Source organism: Pseudodesulfovibrio nedwellii (genome assembly GCF_027923765.1).
GTDB classification, from domain to species: domain Bacteria; phylum Desulfobacterota; class Desulfovibrionia; order Desulfovibrionales; family Desulfovibrionaceae; genus Pseudodesulfovibrio; species Pseudodesulfovibrio nedwellii.
Window position 1 is genome coordinate 3545994 of sequence record NZ_AP026709.1, and the last position, 21633, is coordinate 3567626.

Consider the following 21633-nt stretch of genomic DNA (forward strand, 5'->3'; position numbering starts at 1 on the left):
ATAGGCCTTTTTTGCGAAAGGCAAAAGAGAAAAGGGCCGCTTTTAAAAGCGGCCCTTTTGAGTTCGTTGTATCTTCGTAACCCAAGATCTTTAGTCGCGTGCGCGGCTTCCGTTCTTGCGGCTCTTCGGTACGATCAGGACGCGTTTCATGGGACCGTCACCCTTGGAGCGGGTGAAGACAGTCTCGTTTTCCTGAAGCGCGAGATGGACCACTCGGCGATGATAGGAAGACAAGGGCTTGGTGGACTGGGTGCGACCCAGGTTGCCAGCTTTTTCTGCCAGATGACATGCAATCTGACGGAGTTTGTCGTCCTGACGTTCGCGGTAGTCACCTGTGTCCACCTGAATGCGGACAGAGGCTTCCATTTTGCGAGAGACGAGGCGATTGACCAGATACTGGATGGAAGAGAGGGTTTGTCCCTCGCGACCGATGATCAGACCGGAATTTTCATCGTCGTCAATGAAGACTTTGACCCGGTCGGATTCAATGGTGACCTGGATGGTCGTTTCGCCGACAATGGGGTCGAGTAGCTTGACCATGACTTCCATGACAGCGGCTTCGAGCACTGTTGGATCGAAGTCGGCCATATTGGCGCGCGGACGTTCTTCGCGTTGCTCACGAGGTTCACGAGGTTTGCGTTCACGAGGCCTGCGGTCACGTTGAGGTCTGTCTTCACGGGGGGAAGCCTGTTTGGGCTTGCGTTCGCGAGGTTTGCGTGCAGGCCGAGGAGCTTCCTCGGAAGGAACCACGTTTCCGTTAATGTCGTTGTAGACTTCTTCTACAATGAGGTTGCCGTTCGGTTCCTCAGATGTTTCTACAACAGGCTTTGGTTTTGGCTTGGGTTTCGCCTTGGGTTGTGCCTTAGGTTTGGGCGCAACGTTAGGCTTTGTTTCGCGTGTGGGTTTGGCCGGCTTCTCTTCGGTGTTGAGAATGTCTGTGGCATTAACCTGAGCGCGAGGGCGGGCATGTACCTTGGCTTTCTTGACACCCATGATGCCGAAGATGCCGCTGGAACCGCCAGCCAGGATTTCGATTTCCAGCCGTTCCCGCTTGAGATTAAAGTAATCGCAAGCAGACTCTATGGCGTCGTCCAGATCCTTGCCCTGGAATTCTTTAAAGTCACTCATTGTGTGTATCCTTCTCAGCCGGGGAAAAAGCCCCCGGAGGCGATGTTAAGCGTCCAGAGTTGCCTTCTTGGTGGATCGGGCGATCATAAGCTGCTGTCCGATGGACAGGAGGTTGTTGAACAACCAGTAAACAACCAGACCTGAAGGGAACTGCAGGAACATGAAGGTGAAGATGAGCGGCATGAACAGCATGATTTTTTGCTGAGTCGGGTCACCGGCACTGGGTGTCATCTTCTGCTGCAGGAACATGGACGCACCCATGATAATGGGTGTGATGTAATACGGGTCCTTGGCGGACAGGTCAGCTAACCATGGCAGGTCGGTAAAAGGCACATGCGCGATAAAGGGTGCGTGCCTGAGTTCGACTGCGCCGAGCAGAGCCTTGTACAGACCGAAGAAAACCGGGATTTGTACGACCATGGGCAGACAACCACCCATTGGATTAACCTTGTACGTTTTATACAGGGCCATGGTTTCCTGGTTGAGACGCTGCTTGTCGTCGCCGTATTTTTCGCGGAGCTTTTGGACCATGGGTTGCAGTTTCTTCATCTGCTCCATGGAACCGTAACTCTTCTGGGACAGAGGCCAGAAGATCAGCTTGATGATAATAGTCAGAATGATGATGGCAACACCGTAGTTACCGATGTAGCCGTAGAAGAAGTTCAGACCGATGAGAAGCGGTTTTGCCAGAACATCGAACCAACCGAAGTTGACGGCATCGGCAAGTTCATTAGGCATCTTGGCGAGCATTTCGCGGTCGGTGGAGCCGATGAAATAGGACGCTTTCAGTGTCTTGGCCACGTTGGGCATGAAAGTGGCCTTGTCAGTGACAGCCATACGGAAGACGTCATCCTGAACGCCTGCGGACAGGGAGGTGTTCTCAGAGCCGGGCAGGACTGCAAACAGGAAGTAGTTGGATTCAATGGCACCCCATTTGAGGTCGCCAGGAGCGGACAGGCCTTTTTCTTTGAGGTCGTCGCGGTCATCCAGTTCTTCGCGGCCATCCTTGGTCAGGTAAGCCACTTTGGTCGGATTGTAACGATCATCCTCGGCGGACATGGATTTGGCCGCTGCTGTGTAGGAGAGAGAACCTTCGACACCGGTAGCTGTCAGATTGGTAATCGTGGTAGATTCTTCAATGAGATAGGTATCTGGGTAGAATGTCAGTATGCGTTCGATACGGAAACCGCCGGACTGGCCGGTAAAGGTCAGCGTCTTGGCTTCGTCGGTGGCGCCGATTGTCACATCATTCCCAGAGAAGGACCACTCGCCGCGTTTCCATGTATGATACTCTTTGTCGTTTTTGGTCAGGATCAGACCGAGAGGACCTTTGGCAAAAGCCTTGCGTCCGATGAGATCGACATTCGGAGAATCCGGTTCAATAGTATCTTTATAGTTTTTGAGAATGAATTGTTCGACGATACCACCCTGAGAATTGAAAACGGCGGTGTAAAGCGGAGTATCCACCGTAACCTTGGTTCCGGTGGTGGGGATGAAATCTGTGGCAGGTGCAGCCTCGGTGGCGGCAGGTTCAGCCTGCTGGGTCAGCGAAGCTGTTTTCTGTTCGGCCTCGGCGGCCTTTTGGGCCATAGTGGCCTGTTCTTCTGCTGAGGGTCCGGTGAAATACTGCCAGCCGAAGATGACGATAAAACTCAGGACCAGGGCAATCACTAAACGGATTTGCTCCTTCTTCTCCATGGGATGATTCTCGCTTTGGTTTTGAAATCTGGCCAAACGGCCGGGACGGGGTCAAAGCCCCCGCTGCAAAAAGGTTGGCAACGAAGGAGACGCCAAAGCGTGAGAAGACCCCCTTTAAATGCGCCGTGCAGAGTAACAGCTTCTTGGGCGTACTCTGAGCACGTCGGATAGAACCTGCATGCCTGTGGCAGCAAGGGGGAGATGAGCTTTTGGTATAACCAAATGAGCGCTAGAAATATTGAGCGCATCATTTCCTCTCTATGAGGCCACCATTTTCGTACGTAAACGTTCAAAAATGGGGGTGAACTCTTCTATGGTGAGAGCGAGTGTCAGCTGCTTGGCCTCAAGGTTCCGCTTGGGAACTACGACAATATCCAGAGGCAATTCAAAATCAAATTGATGCAGTCTGAAATACTCGCGCACCACCCTCTTAATACGGTTTCGCGCTACTGCATGCCCCATCTTTTTACTGACGGTGAGCCCGAGGCGAAGACCGCCATGAGGCTCACCTCGTTTGAGAATGAACAGGATGAAGCTTTTTGTATATTGCTTCTTGCCCTGTTCATAACAAACTGTGAATTCAGGGCTTTTGAGCAGTCGGCGCTCCTTGTTCCAAGCTAGACGGCTAATCTCTTACGCCCTTTGGCGCGGCGGCGACGAAGAACGGCGCGACCGTTTTTGGTGCGGGAGCGCACCAGGAAACCGTGGGTTCTTTTACGACGGCATTTGCTGGGCTGGTAAGTACGTTTCATATCTATATTCTCCTAAAGAGTGAAAAATTGCTGAAAGTCGTGTTGAACGGAAGCATATAACCGCTGCTCGGGTGGCAGTCAAGATCAAATTTTGATCCATGTACCGGCCACCGCTTTCGACTGACCGGGAATTCTGCTACAGGTTTTCTCAACGGAAGGCGAGTAAAAAATTCTCATTTTTTGAATCGTCACATATATTCATTATAATAGCACGGAGAGTTTTTATGGATAAACCGATAGAAAATTTTTGGGATATTAATCTTAGGGAATTGAAGCAGCGGTTGACCAAGAATGGATTTGATGTCTATTTGGCGGACTCGGCAGACTCTGCCAAAAGTATTGTCACCGATGAAATCCTGCCTCAGCTTAAGCCTCAAACCGTATCCTGGGGTGGTTCGTTAACTTTGGCTGCCACTGGACTGCATGAATTTTTACGGGATAGTGACGAGTATGAGTCGTTGGATACTTGGGATAAGTCCCTGTCCAATGAGGACAAAAATGAACGCCGTCGGCAGGCACTGCTGGTTGATTGTTTCTTTTGCGGGACCAATGCCATCACCGAAGATGGGCATCTCGTGAATCTGGATATGATTGGCAACAGGACAGGAGCCATTACTTTCGGTCCTAAAAATGTGGTCATTTTGGTCAGTCGGAATAAACTTGTTCCAGATCTTCAGCGGGCCATGGACCGGATCAAGGAATATGTCGCTCCGGTTAACACCATGCGGCTGGATATGAAGACTCCGTGCGTCAAGGCTGGATACTGTATGGATTGTGATTCTCCTCAACGTATTTGTAATGTATGGACTATTACTGAAAAATCTTTTCCCAAGGGACGAATCAAGGTTGTTTTGATTAATGATGATCTCGGTTTCTAAAAAAGTGTGGATAATGTGTTCGTAACCCTGTTCCTTTACTGTTCCAAATTAGGAACAGTCGTCGGGAGTCGTTGGTAATGGCGGGTCGTCATCTTTCCACAGATCGTATTTATCGTAACCTTGTCCAGCCACATTCTGGTGAGGTGCGTTTTCAGGTTGCTATGGAACAGACAGATCTGCTTGTTGTTGCAGAGTGTGATTTGCAGGAGGACATTGCAGCTTTTGTCAGGAAGGTTCGCGGAGATCTGAAGAATTGGATCATGTTTCATCCAGAGTTCGCGGAGAGCCTTGTGCCGATATCAGTCTCGGAAGATGCGCCTGATATCATTCGGGACATGGCGCAAGCCAGTGCTGTATGCGGTGTCGGCCCCATGGCTGCTGTGGCTGGCGCAATCGCTCAGGCTGTTGGAGACGCATTTGTTGGTCGTAGTCCAAATCTTCTTGTGGAAAATGGTGGTGATACGTACATGCACTCTACGCGTGAGCGTGTGGTGGCTTTGTTATCCGAGCCTGAATCCGGGGCTTCCATCGGGTTGCGGCTTGAGGCGGGCGGATTTCCGACAGCGATTTGTGCTTCTAGCGGCACCATCGGTCATTCCTTGAGCCTGGGGTTGGGGGATCTAGTGGCTGTACGTGCACGTGATGCCCGGTTTGCAGATGCCGCAGCCACGGCCTTGTGCAATGAATTACGGTCAGAGGATGATATGGATCGTGTGCTTAAACGTGCCAAGCAGTTTGCAGAGTATGGTTTGGAGGGCGTATTTGCCCAATATGATCAGAAGGTTGCTGCCTGGGGTGACCTCGAATTGGTGGCGTTGGATTAACGAAGCAATTTGCCGTAAATCCAAAGATCAGTGGTCTTGTCCCATTTTTTGACTACGCCTTTGCGGACGCCTTCCTTGATGAAGCCATTCTTGGTCAGTACACGCTCCGAGGCTGGGTTCCAGCCATATCCCGTAGCCGACAGTTGTTCAATGTCGGTTTCGTCGTGCATGTATGTCACGAGAGCACCAAGAATTTCAGTAGCGATTCCCTGCCCCCAGTATTCCACACCAAGCCAATAGCCGATGACGGCGGTGTGGCTTTGGACGTCTGTTCCGCGAATAGCTCCACATCCACCGACGAGAGTGCCGTCAAGCAGGACGGCGAATTGCCATGTCCCGTTCCCGGTGTCGGTGGTGTTGAACATAATAAAACGTTGCGCGGCCTGGCTGTCGAACGGGTAGGGGAACTTGTATGAGGTGTTCCAGGAAATATCTCGGGTATTTGCAATGGATGAGAGGCGTGAGGCGTCGTCCATGCACCATGAACGGAGAGTGCACCGTTGCGTGTGCACTGTAATGTCGGAAAAGTTAGGCATGATGTGGCCGTTTGGTTATTCCTTTTTTTGCATGACCGCGTGGAGCATTTCTCGTTCGCGGATGCGAATGATGCGGTTGTCGTTAGCGTCACGACCGAGAATAAGCAACCCTTGATCTGCAAGCCCATGGATGTATTGTTCGATTTTTTCCGTGGTGGTCACGAAGGTGTCGGCAAAGGTTTTGATCGTGGGGTTGTATTTTAATTCCATCTTTCCACAAGTCGAGAACAGGTCGAAGATGCGAACGATGCCGAGGCCGATGGAGGGGACTTTCATGGCCTTGCGGGTGGTGGTTTTGAGGCGACTGACCAGAACAGTGATTATCGAGGCGATCACTTTGGGTGAATCGTGCATGAATTCATCCAGATCATCCTTTGTCACCACAACAACTTTGGAGTCTTCAAGGGCGATGGCTGTGGCTGTGCGCACTCCATCATCAAGGAAGAGGGCCATTTCACCGAAAATCGAGATGGGGTTGAGAATTGCGAAAACTTTTTTGTGACTTTCTATTATGCCGGAAATTTCGATTTTGCCTTCAGTTAGAATATAGGCCGCATCTCCTTTGCTTCCTTCATTGAAGACTGCGTTATGCTTGAGCACATTGCGCATCAGGTAATTCCCTCGGGAAACCTGCTTCATTTGGACTGTCTGTTGTGCGATGATGGACACGGAATTGCTCCTCTTTCAATGGCGTTACGTCTTTTTTTTTAGGCTTTTGGTGTTAGGCGTGACAGTTACTCTTTAACGATCGAGTTGCGCCCGGACTCTTTGGCCCTGTAAAGAGCGGCGTCCGCACGTTTGAGAATTCTGGCAACAGTATCATTTTCTTGAATGGAAGCAACGCCTATGCTGACCGTGACGATTAATTTTGCTTCTTCTGTGGGGATAGGCTTGTTGGCCGCAATGGAACGGATGCGTTCCGCTACTTCCATAGCCCGCTCCTCATTTGTCTCAACAAGGATGGCGGCGAATTCTTCACCGCCCAGACGTGCGAAGATATCGCTTTGTCGCAGGTCGGCTCGACAACGTAGGGCAAAGGTGCGCAAGACTTCATCGCCGATAGCATGGCCGTAAGTGTCATTGACTCGTTTGAAATGATCGAGGTCAAACATGAGCACAGCCATGGAGCGATTAAAACGTTGCGTTCTGACAATTTCGTCCCGTGCGATTTGGAAAAAAGCGTGACGGTTGTATGCCCCGGTGAGTTGGTCTCGGGTGGCCATCCGTTCAAGCTTGGCCTCCAAACGACGTTTTTCGGTTACGTCGAGGACAATGGAGTAGTGCAGTTGACGGTTGGCCAGAGATACCGGCCCGGTGAAGACTTCGACGTGACGTTTGGTGCCGTCTTTGAGTGTGTGGCAATGCTTGAAGTAGTTTCGTCGTTCTGTGGTCGCCTTCTGGAGTTCGTTGAACATTTCCTTGTCCGACATGCAGTCCAGGTCGCGGATGGACATGGAGGTCAGTTCTTCATTGGAATATCCATAGTATTGGCAAGCCGCAGGGTTGACGAATTGGATGTTTGAATCCAAGGGGTCATGAAGCAGCATGACCGCTTTGTTGTCTTCAAAAAAAGCTCGATGCAGTTCATCTCGTTCTTTCAATGCCTTTCGAGCTTCCATCTGTGCTGTAACGTCTTGAAGAACACCGTTGAAGGAGTCGTCGGGGTTAATTCTGCCACTCATTTCGACCCAGATGATAGTTCCGTCTTTGCGGAGCAGTCTGGTTTGGAAATTGGAGATCTCCCCTGTGGTGTTGAGTTCAGTCCAGAGTTTTTCTCGATCTGTAATGTCGGCATAATGCAAGTTGGCATTTTCACCGTTCATTTCTTCGACGGATGCGTATCCCATGATTTCTGCGATAGTCTTATTGGCTTCTTTGATAGTGCCGTCAGGACGGACTTGATAAATGCCGACTAGCGCGTTGTCGAAAAGTTGGCGATATCGTTGTTTACTGTCGGCCAAGGCCGCTTCTTTTTGTGAGACATGTCGTATTAATGAATTGTGCGCTGAAATTACTTCGCCGATTTCATCGTTACTTTGCCATGATACCTGAGCCCATTGGCCGGTCCCTTCAGTGGCTCGGATAGCGTGCAGTAACTTTTTGAGCGGGGTGCCGATGGTGGAGTGGTAAGCATATATGCCCGCAATGGTGAAGACGAGAATACTCAGAAAGAAACGTATGGCCTGTCCTGTGATATATTGGCGGAACTGTTTGTCCGCGTCGGCGTAAGAGTAATAGACTTCCAATCTGCCGAGATCAATGCGGCTCCCATCCGGTTGTTGTTTGTATATTTCTTGTTCAATAGTCAGGATCTCGGGATCTTCTTCGGGAAGCACTCCGTATGTAAGGAAGCTGCTGTCCTTCTGGTCGAACAGTTGCGCACCCATCATAGCCGGATTACTGGTAATAGTTCCAAGAGCACTGACCAACTCTTCAGTTTGAAAATTCCACATGAGATCGTCAAGGATTCGACTGAGGGAAGTGGCGAAGACCTCAACGTCGGTATCGATTTCATTTCTGATGTCATGCTGGGTCGTGTATCCGAAGAACAACATTATAAGAAGGGCAGCCGTAAGAAGAGGAGGAAGCGTTCGCGCTAGAAATTTGATGAAGAGTGAGTTGGAATAAGAGGACATAGCGGCCTTACCGTCGTTTGTCTTGGACACTACGCACTTTGTTGGTGAGACCGTTGCTGCGTCCTTTTTTGCAGTCGGCTTTGAAGTTCAGAAAAATACGGTCAGAATCATCTTTGATTTCTTGATAACAGGCATCGACAACCGCCATGACCTCTTCCCATTCTCCTTCAATGGATGTACCCATGGGGCCGAGTTGGTATGACAGCCCGGATTGCTCAATGATGTTAAGCGCTCGTGCTACATATGGACTCAGGCTTTTGTCCCCTTTGTCCATGGGAAAAATGGAAAAATCGATGATGACGCTCATGAAAATCCTTGAAAGTAAAAGTGAAATTTTAAAATTATCAACAGTACTATAGTCTAGGTTCGTGGAGGTGTCCAAGTCAATTATATTTGGAACAACTGTGTTACGGAAAAAGAGATTTGAAACATGGATAAGTCTGTGTGAACGGTTGTGAATTGTTGCACTTATGTCCATTGAGAATATGGGATAAATTGGCTTGCTGTCGGGGTTTTGAGGCTGTTTTTGACTCTCAAAAAGAGTGCTGTCAGAGCATGTAGCGTGCCGATTCGCTTGAAAGTTTTTTACAGTTCCCTATTGATTTTGTTTGTAAACCGCGCTACGAGATTGTTAATTAATTTTTCCGGGGGGTTATAGCACGAACTCGGGAAAAGAGTGTTAAAAGTGCTACGTTTATTGAAAGCGTAGCATAAAAGATGGTTTAGGTCCGAGTTCGGGCGTGTGCCCGACGGTTATGCAAAGAGGATAACGGTGTTCTCACGTCATAACAGACTCATTTTATTACGGAGGTGTTCTATGAAATTTTCCGTAGGTCATGGCAAGGAAGGAGCCGTGGAACGGCTGGAAAAACGCGGTGTCTCTCGCCGTGATTTCATGAAGTTCTGCGGAACCGTGGCCGCAGTGATGGGCATGGGTCCGGCTTTCGCTCCGAAAGTCGCCGAAGCTCTCACAAGTGACAACAGGCCCGACGTCGTTTGGCTGCACAATGCTGAATGTACTGGTTGTTCCGAATCCATTCTGAGGACTGTCGAGCCTTATGTCGATGCCCTTATTCTGGACTACATCTCGCTGAACTACCATGAGACTCTCATGGCAGCAGCGGGCCACGCAGCTGAAAAAGCTCTGTGGGATACCGTCGCTGGCGGCAACTTTGTTGCAGTCATCGAAGGTGGCGTTCCCACCGCTCCGGCTGGAACAGCCATGGAGCCTGGTGCACACGGTAAGGTTGGCGGGCATACAATGCTCGAAAACACTACCAAGGTCGTTGAGGCCGCTGCCGCTACCATTACATACGGTACCTGTGCCGCCTACGGTGGCGTACAGAAAGCCGCTCCGAATCCGACTGCCGCAAAGGGCGTTGGTGAACTGTTCCCCGGTAAGGCCATCATTAACGTGCCTGGCTGTCCGCCGAACCCGTTCTCCCTGGTTGGTACAATCGTGCATTTCCTGACCAAGGGCATCCCGGAACTCGACGATGTCGGCCGTCCGGTACCCTTCTACGGTGAAACCGTGCATGATAACTGCCCCAGGCAGGAGTTCTTTGATAATGACCAGTTTGCACCTTCCTTCGGTTCCGAGGAAGCTCGCAAGGGCTGGTGTCTGCGTAAGCTCGGTTGTCGCGGTCCTGAGACCTACAACAACTGCGCTACAGTCAAGTTCAATCAGTATAACTGGCCTGTCCAGGCTGGCCACCCCTGCATCGGCTGTTCTCAGCCTGATTTCTGGGATGGTGCTGACTGGGATGGCGAAACTCACATGTACGCCGACCTCACCGAACTGTAAGTTCTGTGCGGCGTAACGTTTCGCTTAACTAAAGCAGACAAGTTAGAATTCTTAAGGAGGATACAATATGTCTGGTTGCTCCCCTAAAGCCGCCCCGATGGCGCACGGGAAACACGATGTCGTAGTTGACCCGGTCACTAGGATCGAAGGTCACCTTCGCGTTGAAGCCGTGGTCGAAGACGGCAAAATCGTAGACGTCCGCAGCAGCTCCCAGCTGTTCCGCGGTCTGGAGATCATCCTGAAAGGCCGTGATCCCCGCGATGCCCAGCACTTCACCCAGCGTTCTTGCGGTGTCTGCACTTACGTGCATGCACTCGCATCCATCCGCTGTGTTGACAACGCCGTTGGCGTTGATAAAGAACTGCCCCACAATGCTACTATCATCCGTAACTTGGTGATGGCTGCGCAGTTCATGCATGATCATATCGTGCATTTCTATCATCTGCATGCTCTTGACTTCGTCGATGTAACAGGTTGCCTGTCCGCCGACGTAGACAAGACCGCAGAAATCGCAGTTGCCGTTTCCAAGACTGTCCGTCAGGATCCGAAGATCGTTTCCAGCAAGGAAGACCTTCAGAAGACCAAGGACACCGTTAAGGGCATCGTCGACTCCGGTCGTCTCGGCATCTTCACCAACGCTTACTTCCTCGGTGGCCATCCGGCTTACGTCCTGCCGCCCGAAGTTAACCTGTTGGCTACCAATCACTATCTGAATGCTCTGCACCTGCAGGTCAAGGCCGCTCGTGCCATGGCTGTCTTTGGTGCAAAGAACCCGCATACCCAGTTTACTGTCATGGGCGGCGTGACCTGCTACGAAGGTCTCACCGACAAGTACATCAATGACTTCCTGGCTCTGTACTCTGACATCATGGACTTCATCCTTGATTGTTACATCCCTGACCTCATTGCTGTCGCCAGCTACTACAAAGACTGGGCTTCTATTGGTGGTACTACCAACTTCATGAGCTTCGGCGAATATCCCGCACAGGGCGGCGAAGCCGATCTGAACTCCCGCTATGTCAAGCCGGGCGTTATCATGAACCGTGACTTCACCAACGTGCAGGACTTTGATCCTTCCATGATCGAAGAACACGTCAAGCACTCCTGGTATAAGGAAGATTCTCCGAAGCATCCTTATGCAGGTGTCACTGATCCCATGTACACAAGCCTGGACGACAAGACCAAGTACTCCTGGATGAAGGCTCCTCGCTACAACGGCAAAGCCGTTGAGGTTGGCCCCCTGGCTACTTGCCTCGTTAACTACGGTAAAGGTCAGCCCGAATTCGTCAAGTACACCAACTTCGTACTTGAAAAACTCGGCGTGGGCGCAGAAGCTCTGTTCTCCACTCTCGGTCGTACCGGCGCTCGCGGCATTGAATGCCTCGTAACCGCCCTCAAGACTGGTGATTGGGTCAACGACCTGAAAGAAAACGTTGCCAAGGGCAATATCGACATCTGCAAGGATTGGGATATGCCCGCCGAAGCACAGGGTGTCGGTTACGTCAACGCTCCTCGTGGTGCTCTGAGCCATTGGATGAGCATTAAAGACAGCAAGATCGACAACTTCCAGCTCGTGGTTCCGTCCACCTGGAACCTCGGCCCCCGCTGTGACAATGACATTCCTGGTCCGACTGAAGAAGCTCTGCTGGACAACACACCGATCGCCGATCCGGAACGCCCGGTCGAGATCCTGCGTACCGTCCACTCCTATGACCCCTGCATCGCCTGTGGCGTGCATGTCATTGACAACAAGACCGGTAACGTCAAGAAGTTCCGTATCCTGTAGTCTCTACAGATTCGAACGCACTTATAAGAGAGTTCGGCTTAGGCCGGGCTCTCTTTTTGTCGTATGAATTTCATTTCTGCAATGATGTGAGTGCGTCGAAGAAAGGGACACTTGTAGTGGTGATTCTGATTGGGAGCGTGGTAGGAATTGACCGGCCGGATAAGCTGGGATACGAATTTGGGGCAGAGGGTAGAATCTTATGAGCCGTAGAATGAAAAATGCTTTGCGTTACGTTAAAGCTGCGCCCTGGCCATATATGACCGGGGTGACATCATTACTGTTGGCCATTGGCCTCAAATGGGCAGGGATTATTCATTGGACAACTGGCGATTTCCCGCAGGCCGCTGTTTTTGGCTGGTGGGGAGTGTGCTGGTTGGTGGTTGCAGTATTCGCTTTGGCCGATGGTGTCTCTCGCCATAGGGAATACAAGCGTATCAAGGGGATGTTGCTTAAATACGGTTTTAGCGAACGTATATTGGAACCATTGGCGCGTTCTCGATGCCAGCGGGATGCCGCACTTCACGCCGCTCGTGAGTCTGGACATTACGAACGTGCGAGAGACTATTTTCGTCAGCTTGGCTATCGTTGGTACCACATTCTGCCCGATACTGTCGTTCGTAATCCATTTTCTTTTATCAGCCCGACTTTTCTCCGTACTTCTTTCATGCCCGGCAAAAAAGCTCGGGTATAACTGTCATCATATTCATCGGGATTTATCATGGGATATTTTTGGTTGGCTATTGCCATTGTTTCCGAAGTTACCGCAACATTATTTCTTCCAGCGTGCAAAGGATTTACTCGGGTGTGGCCGAGCCTTGCCTGTGCCACGAGCTACGGGTTGTCTTTCTATTTTCTAAGTTTGGTGCTCAACTCGGTTCCTGTCGGCGTCACATACGCCATCTGGTCTGGTGCTGGCATTGTTCTCGTCGGTATTCTTGGAGCATATTTTTACAAGCAGATCCCTGATGTTCCAGCAATGATTGGTATGGGGCTGATTATTGCTGGTGTAGCAGTTATGAATTTGTTTTCGAAAACAATAAGTCATTAGATAAAAGTGTGAACAATAAAAAAGCCCGGACCATTTATGGTCCGGGCTTTTTCGTGTGGTATAATTCGTCGGTTTACAGCATGTCGTGCTGATATTTTTCGCCACCCATAAGCTCTACCATGTCACGCAGGATTTTTAATGTTTCCTGCGCCTCTTTGGGATCGAGCTTGCGCAGGGCAAAGCCAGCGTGAATGATGATGTAATCACCAATGGTCACTTTTTCGTCCATTAACATGATGGAAGCCTGGACAGTGGTGTTGCCTTCACCCACTTTGCAGGTGGCAACACCGTCAGATATTTCAAGAATTTCGGCTGGTATCGCGAGGCACATAGATTTTCTCCGTTGCAGGGTTCGTCATGGAACGGGACGTATATGTCCCACCGGCTTTTTTTACTTCTTGCAGGACTGCATCAATCACTTCGGGGAGCTTGGTTTCAAGCTCTGGTGACAACGCAGCAGACATGTCTTTGAAGTTAAACGGTTCAATGCCGTAAAGGATGACGTCATCCGGTGTTTCCCCCATGATACTGCAATTCGCTAACGTGTCGAGCAAGTCAGTCTGGTGCATGGAGTTCTTGAAGGCACATGCCTTGTTCAGATTTTCGCCGAGTAGGCGGAAAACTTCACCGGGCTTGCCGTCATTCAGGACGATGTCAACGATGATCAGATAGTCTGAATCCATGATCGGACCCATGAGCCGCAGTCCCAAGGTGCCACCGTCCATGACGGTAACATTGGGGGAAAACTCATACTTCTGTTCAAGTTCCTCAGCAATCCGAACGCCGAAACCTTCATCCGTGTACAGGACATTTCCGACGCCCAGAATGAGAATTTGTTTGTCATTTTTAGGCATGTTTTTCATTTAGTCGACCATATCGATTTTGGCAACACCTAATATGCTTCGACAGGGAAAGTCTGGTGAATTTTATCGTAAAAAAAAGCAGATCCCGGCTTTATGCTGGAACCTGCCAAGTGGGAAAAATGTGAAGTTTTAGCTTCGAGTGGCGTAGTAAAATGTTTTCACGACAGATCCGGGGGAGACCTGAGAACTTTCCACGTTCACTATGCGACCACCCGCCAGTTCGACGACCCGTGTGACCGCTTCGATCGGGATAGCGTGACTTTCACTCCTCGGCCTTTTGGTAGAAGATATTCCGGTTTGAGAAGCGGACTTTTTTACAGGTTGAGGTGTTACTTCTACGGAAAGAGTAATTAAGTCATTGATGGAATCAGTGAGTGGGATGTTGAAATAATTGGTCGGATTCAGGACCAGTTCATAGGTGTCGGGTGTCGGTGGCGATGCAGCTTTGTATTCAAATTCAAGAGATTTTCCCGGTTCGATAAGCGTGGCCGGGACATTGGTATAGCCGTGCATCTGTATCATTTCACCAGTGTTCTGGTTAGCCCAGTGATGCCAAATTCTGGCCGGAGCATTAGTTGTTTTGTTTACACCAATGGGATGGTTGCCAGTGTTGGTTACGCGCACTGGAATTGATACCAGACCCATGTGTTCCATGGCGATTTTGTTGACAGTGCTATCGAGCGAGCAGGCGATGCCTTCAGCCGGATAGGCGTGTGTGGCTGAGGCACTCGGGCAGTGGAAACAGGCGAGGCCCTCAGGACGAAGGATGCGGATAAATTCGGCAATGTATCTGAGCGCTACCTGAGGGTGTATGTGTTGTAATACATGTTCCGTGTATATAAGGTCGTAGCTTTCATCAGGAAAGACTCGCAGGTCATCTGTTTCATTGAGTCGATACACACAGTGTTTGCCGTGTTTGTTGAGTTGTTTGGCCTGTTTGATCATGGATGGGGCAATATCGACCCCCACACAGCAGTCAAAATGTGCGCAAAGGGCTTGTGTCAATCTTCCAACACCACAGCCGAAGTCCAGAGCGGTCAGGCGGCGTTTGGGGAGCCCGTTGTTTTCCATCCAGGTCGAAAGATGGGTGATGCATTGGATGCCTGTTCTGAAAAAATCTCTTTCATCCCACTGGTTATGTTTTTTTTCTGGTGTGGAATAAATAGACCACATAGCGTCTTCTTCACCGAAAGTATTCCAGTTTTCTTGCAATTCTTTGAGGTACACGCCTGTGTCTCCTTATGGTTCCTGTCGTGTGAGAGTGTCTTGCTGCAAAAAATGCATGTACCATGCCAACAGTTTTGTGAATGGATACAAAAAAACCGTCCGATCTTCTGATCGGACGGTTTGGGTATTACGGGAGGAATTTTACTAGAGATTGTTCAGCAGGATATCGCCGAATTCTTGACAGCCGACCTGAGTGGCGCCGTTGATTTGAGCAGCGAGATCCACAGTGACTTTTTTGTCGGTTAATGCTGCTTCCACGGCTTTGTGAATGAGCGCGGCAGCTTCATGCCAACCGATGTGTTCGAGCATCATGGCACCGGACAGGATCAGGGAGCCGGGGTTGGCCATATCCTTGCCTGCGATAGTTGGAGCCGTGCCGTGAGTGGGTTCGAATAAAGCCAGATTATCGCCCATATTAACGCCGGGGGCAAGGCCGAGGCCTCCAACCTGTGCGGCTAGTGCGTCGGAAATGTAGTCGCCGTTAAGGTTGGTAGTAGCGAGTACCGAGTACTGTTCAGGGTACATGAGCGCATTCTGGAACATGGCGTCGGCAATGCGATCCTTGAGGATAACGCCGGCCCCTTTTTCGCCTTCGCGTATGATTTTGCCTGCGTATTCTTCGTCTGCCAATTCATACCCCCAAGCGCGGAAGCCGCCCTCGGTGTATTTCATGATGTTGCCTTTATGAACGAGGGTTACAGACGGTTTGCCTTCGGCAATGGCGTAATCAAGGGCTTTTTTGACGAGACGTTTGGAACCGGCAGGGGTGATGGGCTTGATGCCTATACCTGCGGTGGGGTCAATTTTGGCGCCGAATTCTTCCACCAGAAACTCGATTAACTTCTTGGCTTCCGGGGTGGCGGACTGGTATTCAATACCGGCGTAGACATCCTCGGTGTTTTCGCGGAAAACAACCATGTCAACCAGATCGGGCCGTTTGACAGGGGATTCGATTCCTTTGAAATATTTGATGGGTCGGATGCAGGCATAAAGGTCGAAGACCTGACGCATGGTAACGTTCAGACTGCGGAACCCTTCACCAACGGGAGTGTTGAGCGGGCCTTTCATGGCGAGGTCGGCCTTGGCGAGCGTTTCCATGGTGGCCTTGGGCAGGTGCTCTCCGGTTTCGGCGTAGGCTTTTTCGCCAGCCAGCAAGAGCTGCCAGTCGAGAGCTTTGTCCGAGCCGTAAGCTTTTGCCACGGCGGCGTCGAGAACCGGGCGACCAGCTTTCCATACTTCAGGGCCGATGCCGTCCCCTTCGATGTAATATATAGTTTTTGTTGCCAAAGGGAGCCTCCTTGTTCAAGGGCGTAGCGGGGTGAGCGCGAAATGCGGAAACGGACTATGACGTTTATTCGGTGAGATTGCAAGCAGCGTCCAATGTGTGGCGGAGGCGATTGTGAGAAAATTTTATAATAAATCCAATTGTTACAAGAGGTATGTGGTATGGTGCAGGCAAGTATGGAAATGGTGAAAGCTTTGCTCGATGGAAGCAGGAATGTGGTCGTGCTGACCGGAGCGGGGATTTCGGCTGAGAGTGGGGTCCCTACATTTCGAGGCCGTGAAGGATTGTGGAAGAACCACAGACCGGAAGATCTGGCAAGGGCTGACGCCTTTTTTCAGCATCCTGAATTGGTGTGGGAATTCTACAACTGGCGGCGTGAATTACTGAGTGAGTGTGTGCCCAATCCGGCTCATTTGGCACTTGCTGAGATGGAAAGACAAATACCGAATTTTCTTCTGATAACACAGAATGTCGATGGATTGCATGCGAAGGCCGGGAGCCGGAAGCTCATGGAGATGCATGGCAGTTTGTGGCAGGTGAAATGCACGGTGTGCACCCATGTTCACGAAGATAGATCGACGTTGCCGGAATTGCCAGAGTGTCCGGTGTGCGGCCATTTACTCAGGCCTGGTGTGGTCTGGTTCGGCGAACCCCTTGTGCCGGGGGTGCTGAAAGTCGCTATTGATCAAATCAGTAAGGCAGATGTCTTTTTGTCCATAGGAACATCAGGTCTGGTGCAACCGGCCGCGTCTTTCTATCAGTTGGCCAAGGACCATGGCGCTGTGACTGTGGAGATTAATCTGGAGCCGACACCGAACACCGGGTTGATGGATTTCGCTCTGCATGGAAAGGCGGGTAAGATTTTGCCTGAGTTAGTGGTAGGGATGTAAGATCCCCACCTGTTGAGTTAATCATAGAAGATGACTCGGTTACGTCCTTCATGTTTGGCGTCATACAGACTCTTGTCCGCTCTTTGGAGCAGTTCTTCCATATTGATTTTGTGTGATCCGGTTCCGGCAACGCCAATACTGATAGTGTAAAAAATATCGCCGTTATCGGTCGTTACTTTAGATGCGGCGATACGTCTGCGTAATCGTTCTGCCACGATAATAGCCCCACCAAGATCGGAATCAGGCAGCAGGATGGCAAATTCTTCGCCTCCAAGCCGGGTGAACAAGTCTTTGTCTCGGAGAATCATGCGACAGTCTCGGGCAAAAGTTCGCAGTACGGCATCACCTGCGTCATGACCGTATGTGTCATTGACCTTTTTGAAATGATCAAGGTCGATCATGAGCAAGGCACTTCCTGCCGTTTTCCTATTCTCGTTCTCCATAATGTTTTCGGCCAGTCGGTAAAATTCACTTCTGGAAAGTGCACCGGTCAGATCATCTGTTGTTGCCAATTGAATCAGACGTGCTTCTTCGGCTTTTTGTTTTGAAATATCATCAATGACCCAGAGAACGCCTTTGTTGAGGTCTATGGGGTTTTCTGTGTCCACGGCTTGCCCTGAAAGCGAGCACCAGATGGCAGTGTTGTCCTTCCTACGCAGGCGATATTCGATATGAATCTGTGCTCCTTCGGCTAAGGAAGAAAAATGTATATCGCCAAACTCATTGAAATTTTTTTCTGAAAGATGAAGTTCTCGAACATTAAGCCCACGCATGTCATCGGGTGAATCATAACCGAACATTTCAGCCATGGTTTGATTGACCCGTCGTACATATCGTCCCCCTTTGAGGAACATGAGGCCGACTTTGGTATTCGCGAAAATGATTTCCATTTCGTGCAAGGCTATTTGGAGATCTGCGTGGGTTGTTCTTCGGAAGGTGATGTCATGAAGGCTTGCTACACGATACCGTTTGTCTTTGAAAAAGACCGTTCTGCCACGGCCTTCAGCTGGAAAAGTCGTACCATCTTTTCGCTTGCCATAGACCATGTATGGTTCAGTGACATTGTTGTGTACGTTTTCGGCCACAATTGTGTGGTATTCTTTATCCATACAGTCCAAGAGATGGATTCCTGGTACTTCTTCAGGGGAGTACCCGAGAACTGTAGTAACTTCTTTGTTAGCCGCAACGCAGCGCAGGGAGTCATCAAAAACGCCGATGGCTTCAAATGCATTGTCTGCCAGCATTCGTTGTAATTCGAGCTGTTCTTCGAGTTCTTCTATACGTGCCAGGGCTTTTTGCAAATCCATTATTGTCCTTTTGCTGTGCGGTCCGTGGGAAAGGTTTATGACTTATCTTATGAGTGGGAATCAGGTGCGTCAACCCGGGTAGATTTTTATGCAGGTGCTTTTTGAAATTCTTTCAATATTATGATTAATGGGTTTCTTTCAGATATGGAAATTTTTGGCTGTATCAGCCTCCCAAGTGATTTTATCAAAAGGAATTACTCCTCCTCAATTACAGTGTCGAGACTCATAGTTTATCCCCGCAGGGCGGGCTTTCCTTGACTTTTTACGCCCAATCGTCGTAAACATTTTTTTATGAATACACCCATCTCATATACATACTTTTGTGAACGCGGGTGGCGTAACGTCAAGCGGCCTGATTCTTAGGCGCGTGTTGAAGTCTTTCCGTCATTCCGCAGGGGTGACGGTTTGCTTGTGCACGCAGTTTGAGAATCGGATGAAGCCGCTGGATGTGACGCCAGTGGTTTTTTTTATGAATCGATTGTCATCGAAATGATGCCGGAAAGCCCGTGCATCTTTGATACAGCTCTCAAAACTGTTTGGAGGAATTTTAAATGTTGAAAAAGATCTTTTTACCTCAGGATCAGATGCCGACTCAATGGTATAACCCTATGCCGGATCTGCCCACCCCCATGGCTCCGCCACTTAACCCGGAAACCATGGAACCCCTCACACCCGACATGCTGGCCCCGATTTTTCCGGATTCGCTTATCGCTCAGGAAATGAGTCAGGATCGGTTTATCGACATTCCCGAAGAAGTTTTGGACGTGTATAAGTTGTGGCGTCCCTCTCCGTTGGTACGGGCCGACAGGCTTGAAAAAGCCATCGGTGCCAAATGTAAAATTTACTACAAAGACGAGTCAGGCTCACCGGCAGGTTCTCATAAGCCCAACACCGCTGTTCCCCAAGCATATTACAACAAGTTGGAGGGTGTTGAACGCCTTGCCACCGAGACCGGCGCAGGCCAATGGGGTACGGCCCTGTCTTTTGCCTGTTCGCAGTTCGACATGGAATGCGTGGTTTATATGGTCAAGGTGAGCTACGAAATGAAGCCGTACCGTAAGATGCTTATCAACACTTACGGCGGTACGATTTTCGCTTCGCCTTCAGAAGAGACACGCACTGGCCGCGAGATGCTGGCAAAGGACCCGGATTGTAAGGGCAGTCTCGGCCTGGCTATTTCCGAGGCTGTTGAAGATGCTGCCACTCATGACAATACCAAGTACGCGCTTGGTTCCGTACTTAACCACGTACTTATTCATCAGACGATCACCGGTTTGGAGGTCAAAAAGCAGCTTGAAATGATCGACGAAAAGGTCACGCATCTCGTTGGTTGTGTGGGCGGCGGGTCCAACTTCGGTGGATTGGTGCTTCCGTTCCTGCCCGAAAAATTGGCTGGTGATCCGGTCAAGTTTATTCCGGTAGAACCCAAGGCATGTCCGACATTGACTCGTGGTGAATATCGTTATGATTTCGGCGATATGGCGCGACTGACTCCGCTTGTTAAAATGCATACGCTTGGGCACGACTTCATGCCTGCCCCCATCCATGCTGGCGGCTTGCGGTATCATGGCGATGCTCCCATTGTTTGTAATATAGTGGAAGAAGGGTTGACTGAACCTGTCGCTTATTTCCAGACCGAATGTTTTGAGGCGGCCAAGCTCTTCTTGGAGACTGAAGGTTTCTTGCCCGCCCCAGAGACTTCTCACGCGATCAAGGGAGCCATCGAAGTGGCCAAGACAGCCGGTCCTGATGATGTCGTGGTCTTTTTGTATTCCGGTCACGGCATGCTTGATTTGGCATCCTATGATGCCTTCAATCAGGGATTGCTCACCAATTTCGAATTGCCACAGCGGGATATCGAAGAAGCTCTCAAGGCCTGCCCGAAAATTGATTAGTTTATACTTTAAGGACACCAGCCCCGGAACAGTGATGTGCCGGGGCTTTTTGCATTGTATCTTGCCACGAAAGCGGTCACCTGATAGTTCTTTTTGAGCATTGAAGATCAAGGAGAAAATCATGAACATGCACTGGAAAAAGTATTGTTGCTTCGTAACGTTGTTGCTTGGAATGTTGGTCGCATTCGGTTGCAGCTCGCACGAGGAAGCTCCGACTATGGATCAGAAAACATTAGAAAGCGAACTGGTCAACAAAGTCTGGAATTTGAAGAATTTGTTTGCCAGGGATGTTGATACAGATGAACCTTTGACCCTGAAATTCAATGCCGATGGCACAGTAGAAGGATTTGGTGGCTGTAATTTGTTCAATGGGAAATATACTCTGACTGGCGATAGCTTGTCCTTTGGCCCCATGGCGACCACGCGTAAAGCGTGCGGAGCAGCTTTGGGGGAGCAGGAATATACGTATCTGACGTTTTTGGCTACGATCAGTAAGGTCAAGGTCGAAGATGATGAGTTGAAGTTATTCAGTGCTGATCAGTCCGAGCCTATGGTTTTCACCACGGGTACCGGTGGTTTGTTCTGGTAAATCGACAAGGAGTGTGCCGTGTACGGAATGAAAACAAAATTCGTTTTGGCTTTGATTGTTGTTGGCGTCTTGTCCATGGGATGCGCCAAACAGGAAGGCGGTGAAGATATTCTGATTCAACTGACCGACAAGGTTTGGGTTGCAGAGTATATTCTCGGTGTGCCTGTTATCGACATGACACATTCTTCCATTGAGTTCGGGAAAGACGGCACGGTGAGCGGCTTGGGTGGCTGTAATTCCTACCACGGTTCATATACCCTTGAGGGCAATGTGGTTTCTTTTGGTCCTATGGCGGCAACCATGCGTGCTTGCGTGGAAGCCATCAGTGATCAGGAAATGCGTTTTTTTCAATCGTTGGCGCAACCGCAGGCCGTGAAGTTTAAGAACGGCTTATTGCTGTTGATTGCGCAGGACGGTAAAATTTCCAAATTTGCTGTACAGGATTGATGATTTACCGTCTTGTCATAGCTTTTGTCCTATGCATGGT

General features: G+C 50.0%; 24 protein-coding genes. 10 read left to right on the plus strand and 14 right to left on the minus strand.

Annotated elements, in window-relative coordinates:
- Positions 1–90: 90 nt before the first annotated feature.
- Genes SYK_RS16520 through rpmH form a run of 5 tightly spaced genes read right to left on the minus strand, consistent with a single transcriptional unit; the run spans position 91 to position 3578 of the window.
- The gene (locus SYK_RS16520; RefSeq protein WP_281761370.1) at positions 91–1128 is read right to left on the minus strand and encodes a Jag family protein; all 1038 of its coding nucleotides are present in this window, start codon (positions 1126–1128) and stop codon (positions 91–93) included.
- A 45-nt stretch (positions 1129–1173) separates the two neighbouring features.
- The gene (gene yidC / locus SYK_RS16525) at positions 1174–2826 is read right to left on the minus strand and encodes a membrane protein insertase YidC (protein WP_281761371.1); all 1653 of its coding nucleotides are present in this window, start codon (positions 2824–2826) and stop codon (positions 1174–1176) included.
- Positions 2799–3077, minus strand: a complete 279-nt coding sequence (gene yidD / locus SYK_RS16530) for a membrane protein insertion efficiency factor YidD (protein WP_353618242.1) — start codon at positions 3075–3077, stop codon at positions 2799–2801. The genes yidC and yidD overlap by 28 nt, the downstream gene beginning before the upstream one ends.
- Positions 3078–3084: 7 nt before the next feature.
- Positions 3085–3456 (minus strand): ribonuclease P protein component, encoded by a 372-nt coding sequence (gene rnpA / locus SYK_RS16535; protein ID WP_353618308.1) that lies wholly within the window; start codon positions 3454–3456, stop codon positions 3085–3087.
- Positions 3444–3578 carry a 50S ribosomal protein L34 gene (rpmH, locus tag SYK_RS16540; protein WP_097012604.1) on the minus strand — a complete coding sequence of 45 codons (135 nt, stop codon included), beginning with the start codon at positions 3576–3578 and terminating at the stop codon, positions 3444–3446. The genes rnpA and rpmH overlap by 13 nt, the downstream gene beginning before the upstream one ends.
- 224 nt (positions 3579–3802) lie before the next feature.
- Between rpmH and SYK_RS16545 the strand changes: the two genes are divergently transcribed.
- Both SYK_RS16545 and SYK_RS16550 read left to right on the plus strand, forming a co-directional pair.
- Positions 3803–4456 carry a lactate utilization protein gene (locus SYK_RS16545; protein ID WP_281761372.1) on the plus strand — a complete coding sequence of 218 codons (654 nt, stop codon included), beginning with the start codon at positions 3803–3805 and terminating at the stop codon, positions 4454–4456.
- 77 nt (positions 4457–4533) lie between these two features.
- Positions 4534–5280, plus strand: coding sequence for a UPF0280 family protein (locus SYK_RS16550; RefSeq protein ID WP_281761373.1), 747 nt, complete (start codon positions 4534–4536; stop codon positions 5278–5280).
- Here the strand turns inward: SYK_RS16550 and SYK_RS16555 are convergent.
- The 4 genes from SYK_RS16555 to SYK_RS16570 all read right to left on the minus strand — a co-directional run bounded on the left by SYK_RS16555 (position 5277) and on the right by SYK_RS16570 (position 8759).
- Positions 5277–5816, minus strand: a complete 540-nt coding sequence (locus SYK_RS16555) for a GNAT family N-acetyltransferase (RefSeq protein WP_281761374.1) — start codon at positions 5814–5816, stop codon at positions 5277–5279. The genes SYK_RS16550 and SYK_RS16555 overlap by 4 nt on opposite strands.
- A gap of 15 nt (positions 5817–5831) precedes the next feature.
- Positions 5832–6485, minus strand: coding sequence for a Crp/Fnr family transcriptional regulator (locus SYK_RS16560; protein ID WP_281761375.1), 654 nt, complete (start codon positions 6483–6485; stop codon positions 5832–5834).
- 65 nt (positions 6486–6550) lie between these two features.
- Positions 6551–8482, minus strand: coding sequence for a sensor domain-containing diguanylate cyclase (locus SYK_RS16565; RefSeq protein WP_281761376.1), 1932 nt, complete (start codon positions 8480–8482; stop codon positions 6551–6553).
- On the minus strand, positions 8460–8759 hold the full coding sequence (locus SYK_RS16570; protein ID WP_281761377.1) for an MTH1187 family thiamine-binding protein: 300 nt from the start codon (positions 8757–8759) through the stop codon (positions 8460–8462). The genes SYK_RS16565 and SYK_RS16570 overlap by 23 nt, the downstream gene beginning before the upstream one ends.
- Before the next feature lie 510 nt (positions 8760–9269).
- Here SYK_RS16570 and SYK_RS16575 point away from each other — a divergent pair.
- The 4 genes from SYK_RS16575 (at position 9270) to SYK_RS16590 (ending at position 13090) form a co-directional block, all read left to right on the plus strand.
- Positions 9270–10256, plus strand: a complete 987-nt coding sequence (locus tag SYK_RS16575) for a hydrogenase small subunit (RefSeq protein ID WP_281761378.1) — start codon at positions 9270–9272, stop codon at positions 10254–10256.
- Positions 10257–10323: 67 nt separating this feature from the next.
- A complete protein-coding gene (locus SYK_RS16580; protein WP_281761379.1) occupies positions 10324–12042 on the plus strand; it encodes a nickel-dependent hydrogenase large subunit in 1719 nt (572 codons plus the stop codon).
- 199 nt (positions 12043–12241) lie between these two features.
- The gene (locus SYK_RS16585; protein WP_281761380.1) at positions 12242–12733 is read left to right on the plus strand and encodes a hypothetical protein; all 492 of its coding nucleotides are present in this window, start codon (positions 12242–12244) and stop codon (positions 12731–12733) included.
- A gap of 24 nt (positions 12734–12757) precedes the next feature.
- A complete protein-coding gene (locus SYK_RS16590) occupies positions 12758–13090 on the plus strand; it encodes a DMT family transporter (RefSeq protein WP_353618309.1) in 333 nt (110 codons plus the stop codon).
- Between the two features lie 73 nt (positions 13091–13163).
- Here the strand turns inward: SYK_RS16590 and SYK_RS16595 are convergent, their stop codons facing one another.
- The 4 genes from SYK_RS16595 to icd form a co-directional block, all read right to left on the minus strand.
- Positions 13164–13421: a HypC/HybG/HupF family hydrogenase formation chaperone gene (locus tag SYK_RS16595; protein WP_281761382.1), complete on the minus strand. Its 258-nt coding sequence runs from the start codon at positions 13419–13421 to the stop codon at positions 13164–13166.
- Positions 13390–13944, minus strand: a complete 555-nt coding sequence (locus tag SYK_RS16600) for a HyaD/HybD family hydrogenase maturation endopeptidase (RefSeq protein ID WP_281761383.1) — start codon at positions 13942–13944, stop codon at positions 13390–13392. Before SYK_RS16600 ends, SYK_RS16595 begins: the two co-directional genes overlap by 32 nt.
- Positions 13945–14082: 138 nt before the next feature.
- A complete protein-coding gene (locus SYK_RS16605; protein ID WP_281761384.1) occupies positions 14083–15180 on the minus strand; it encodes a class I SAM-dependent methyltransferase in 1098 nt (365 codons plus the stop codon).
- A gap of 144 nt (positions 15181–15324) precedes the next feature.
- Positions 15325–16467: an NADP-dependent isocitrate dehydrogenase gene (gene icd, locus SYK_RS16610; RefSeq protein ID WP_281761385.1), complete on the minus strand. Its 1143-nt coding sequence runs from the start codon at positions 16465–16467 to the stop codon at positions 15325–15327.
- Between the two features lie 174 nt (positions 16468–16641).
- On the opposite strand from icd, the gene SYK_RS16615 reads away from it, so the two are divergent.
- Positions 16642–17355 (plus strand): SIR2 family NAD-dependent protein deacylase, encoded by a 714-nt coding sequence (locus tag SYK_RS16615; protein WP_281761386.1) that lies wholly within the window; start codon positions 16642–16644, stop codon positions 17353–17355.
- Between the two features lie 17 nt (positions 17356–17372).
- Here SYK_RS16615 and SYK_RS16620 read toward each other — a convergent pair whose 3' ends face one another.
- A complete protein-coding gene (locus SYK_RS16620) occupies positions 17373–18662 on the minus strand; it encodes a sensor domain-containing diguanylate cyclase (RefSeq protein WP_281761387.1) in 1290 nt (429 codons plus the stop codon).
- A 551-nt stretch (positions 18663–19213) separates the two neighbouring features.
- Here SYK_RS16620 and SYK_RS16625 point away from each other — a divergent pair.
- The 3 genes from SYK_RS16625 (at position 19214) to SYK_RS16635 (ending at position 21593) form a co-directional block, all read left to right on the plus strand.
- On the plus strand, positions 19214–20557 hold the full coding sequence (locus tag SYK_RS16625; RefSeq protein ID WP_281761388.1) for a TrpB-like pyridoxal phosphate-dependent enzyme: 1344 nt from the start codon (positions 19214–19216) through the stop codon (positions 20555–20557).
- 121 nt (positions 20558–20678) lie between these two features.
- Complete coding sequence (locus SYK_RS16630) at positions 20679–21146, plus strand: META domain-containing protein (RefSeq protein WP_281761389.1); 468 nt, start codon at positions 20679–20681, stop codon at positions 21144–21146.
- Positions 21147–21173: 27 nt separating this feature from the next.
- Positions 21174–21593: an META domain-containing protein gene (locus tag SYK_RS16635; protein ID WP_281761390.1), complete on the plus strand. Its 420-nt coding sequence runs from the start codon at positions 21174–21176 to the stop codon at positions 21591–21593.
- Positions 21594–21633 lie beyond the last annotated feature (40 nt).

Coding starts and splice junctions, on each gene's coding strand:
- SYK_RS16545 (WP_281761372.1), top strand. CDS start 3,803: ATGGATAAACCGATAGAAAATTTTTGGGATATTAATCTTAGGGAATTG.
- SYK_RS16570 (WP_281761377.1), bottom strand. CDS start 8,759: ATGAGCGTCATCATCGATTTTTCCATTTTTCCCATGGACAAAGGGGAC.
- SYK_RS16520 (WP_281761370.1), bottom strand. CDS start 1,128: ATGAGTGACTTTAAAGAATTCCAGGGCAAGGATCTGGACGACGCCATA.
- SYK_RS16625 (WP_281761388.1), top strand. CDS start 19,214: ATGTTGAAAAAGATCTTTTTACCTCAGGATCAGATGCCGACTCAATGG.
- SYK_RS16555 (WP_281761374.1), bottom strand. CDS start 5,816: ATGCCTAACTTTTCCGACATTACAGTGCACACGCAACGGTGCACTCTC.
- SYK_RS16615 (WP_281761386.1), top strand. CDS start 16,642: ATGGAAATGGTGAAAGCTTTGCTCGATGGAAGCAGGAATGTGGTCGTG.
- SYK_RS16620 (WP_281761387.1), bottom strand. CDS start 18,662: ATGGATTTGCAAAAAGCCCTGGCACGTATAGAAGAACTCGAAGAACAG.
- SYK_RS16575 (WP_281761378.1), top strand. CDS start 9,270: ATGAAATTTTCCGTAGGTCATGGCAAGGAAGGAGCCGTGGAACGGCTG.
- SYK_RS16550 (WP_281761373.1), top strand. CDS start 4,534: ATGGCGGGTCGTCATCTTTCCACAGATCGTATTTATCGTAACCTTGTC.
- SYK_RS16600 (WP_281761383.1), bottom strand. CDS start 13,944: ATGCCTAAAAATGACAAACAAATTCTCATTCTGGGCGTCGGAAATGTC.
- rpmH (WP_097012604.1), bottom strand. CDS start 3,578: ATGAAACGTACTTACCAGCCCAGCAAATGCCGTCGTAAAAGAACCCAC.
- yidC (WP_281761371.1), bottom strand. CDS start 2,826: ATGGAGAAGAAGGAGCAAATCCGTTTAGTGATTGCCCTGGTCCTGAGT.
- SYK_RS16585 (WP_281761380.1), top strand. CDS start 12,242: ATGAGCCGTAGAATGAAAAATGCTTTGCGTTACGTTAAAGCTGCGCCC.
- SYK_RS16630 (WP_281761389.1), top strand. CDS start 20,679: ATGAACATGCACTGGAAAAAGTATTGTTGCTTCGTAACGTTGTTGCTT.
- SYK_RS16635 (WP_281761390.1), top strand. CDS start 21,174: ATGAAAACAAAATTCGTTTTGGCTTTGATTGTTGTTGGCGTCTTGTCC.
- yidD (WP_353618242.1), bottom strand. CDS start 3,077: ATGATGCGCTCAATATTTCTAGCGCTCATTTGGTTATACCAAAAGCTC.
- SYK_RS16595 (WP_281761382.1), bottom strand. CDS start 13,421: ATGTGCCTCGCGATACCAGCCGAAATTCTTGAAATATCTGACGGTGTT.
- SYK_RS16580 (WP_281761379.1), top strand. CDS start 10,324: ATGTCTGGTTGCTCCCCTAAAGCCGCCCCGATGGCGCACGGGAAACAC.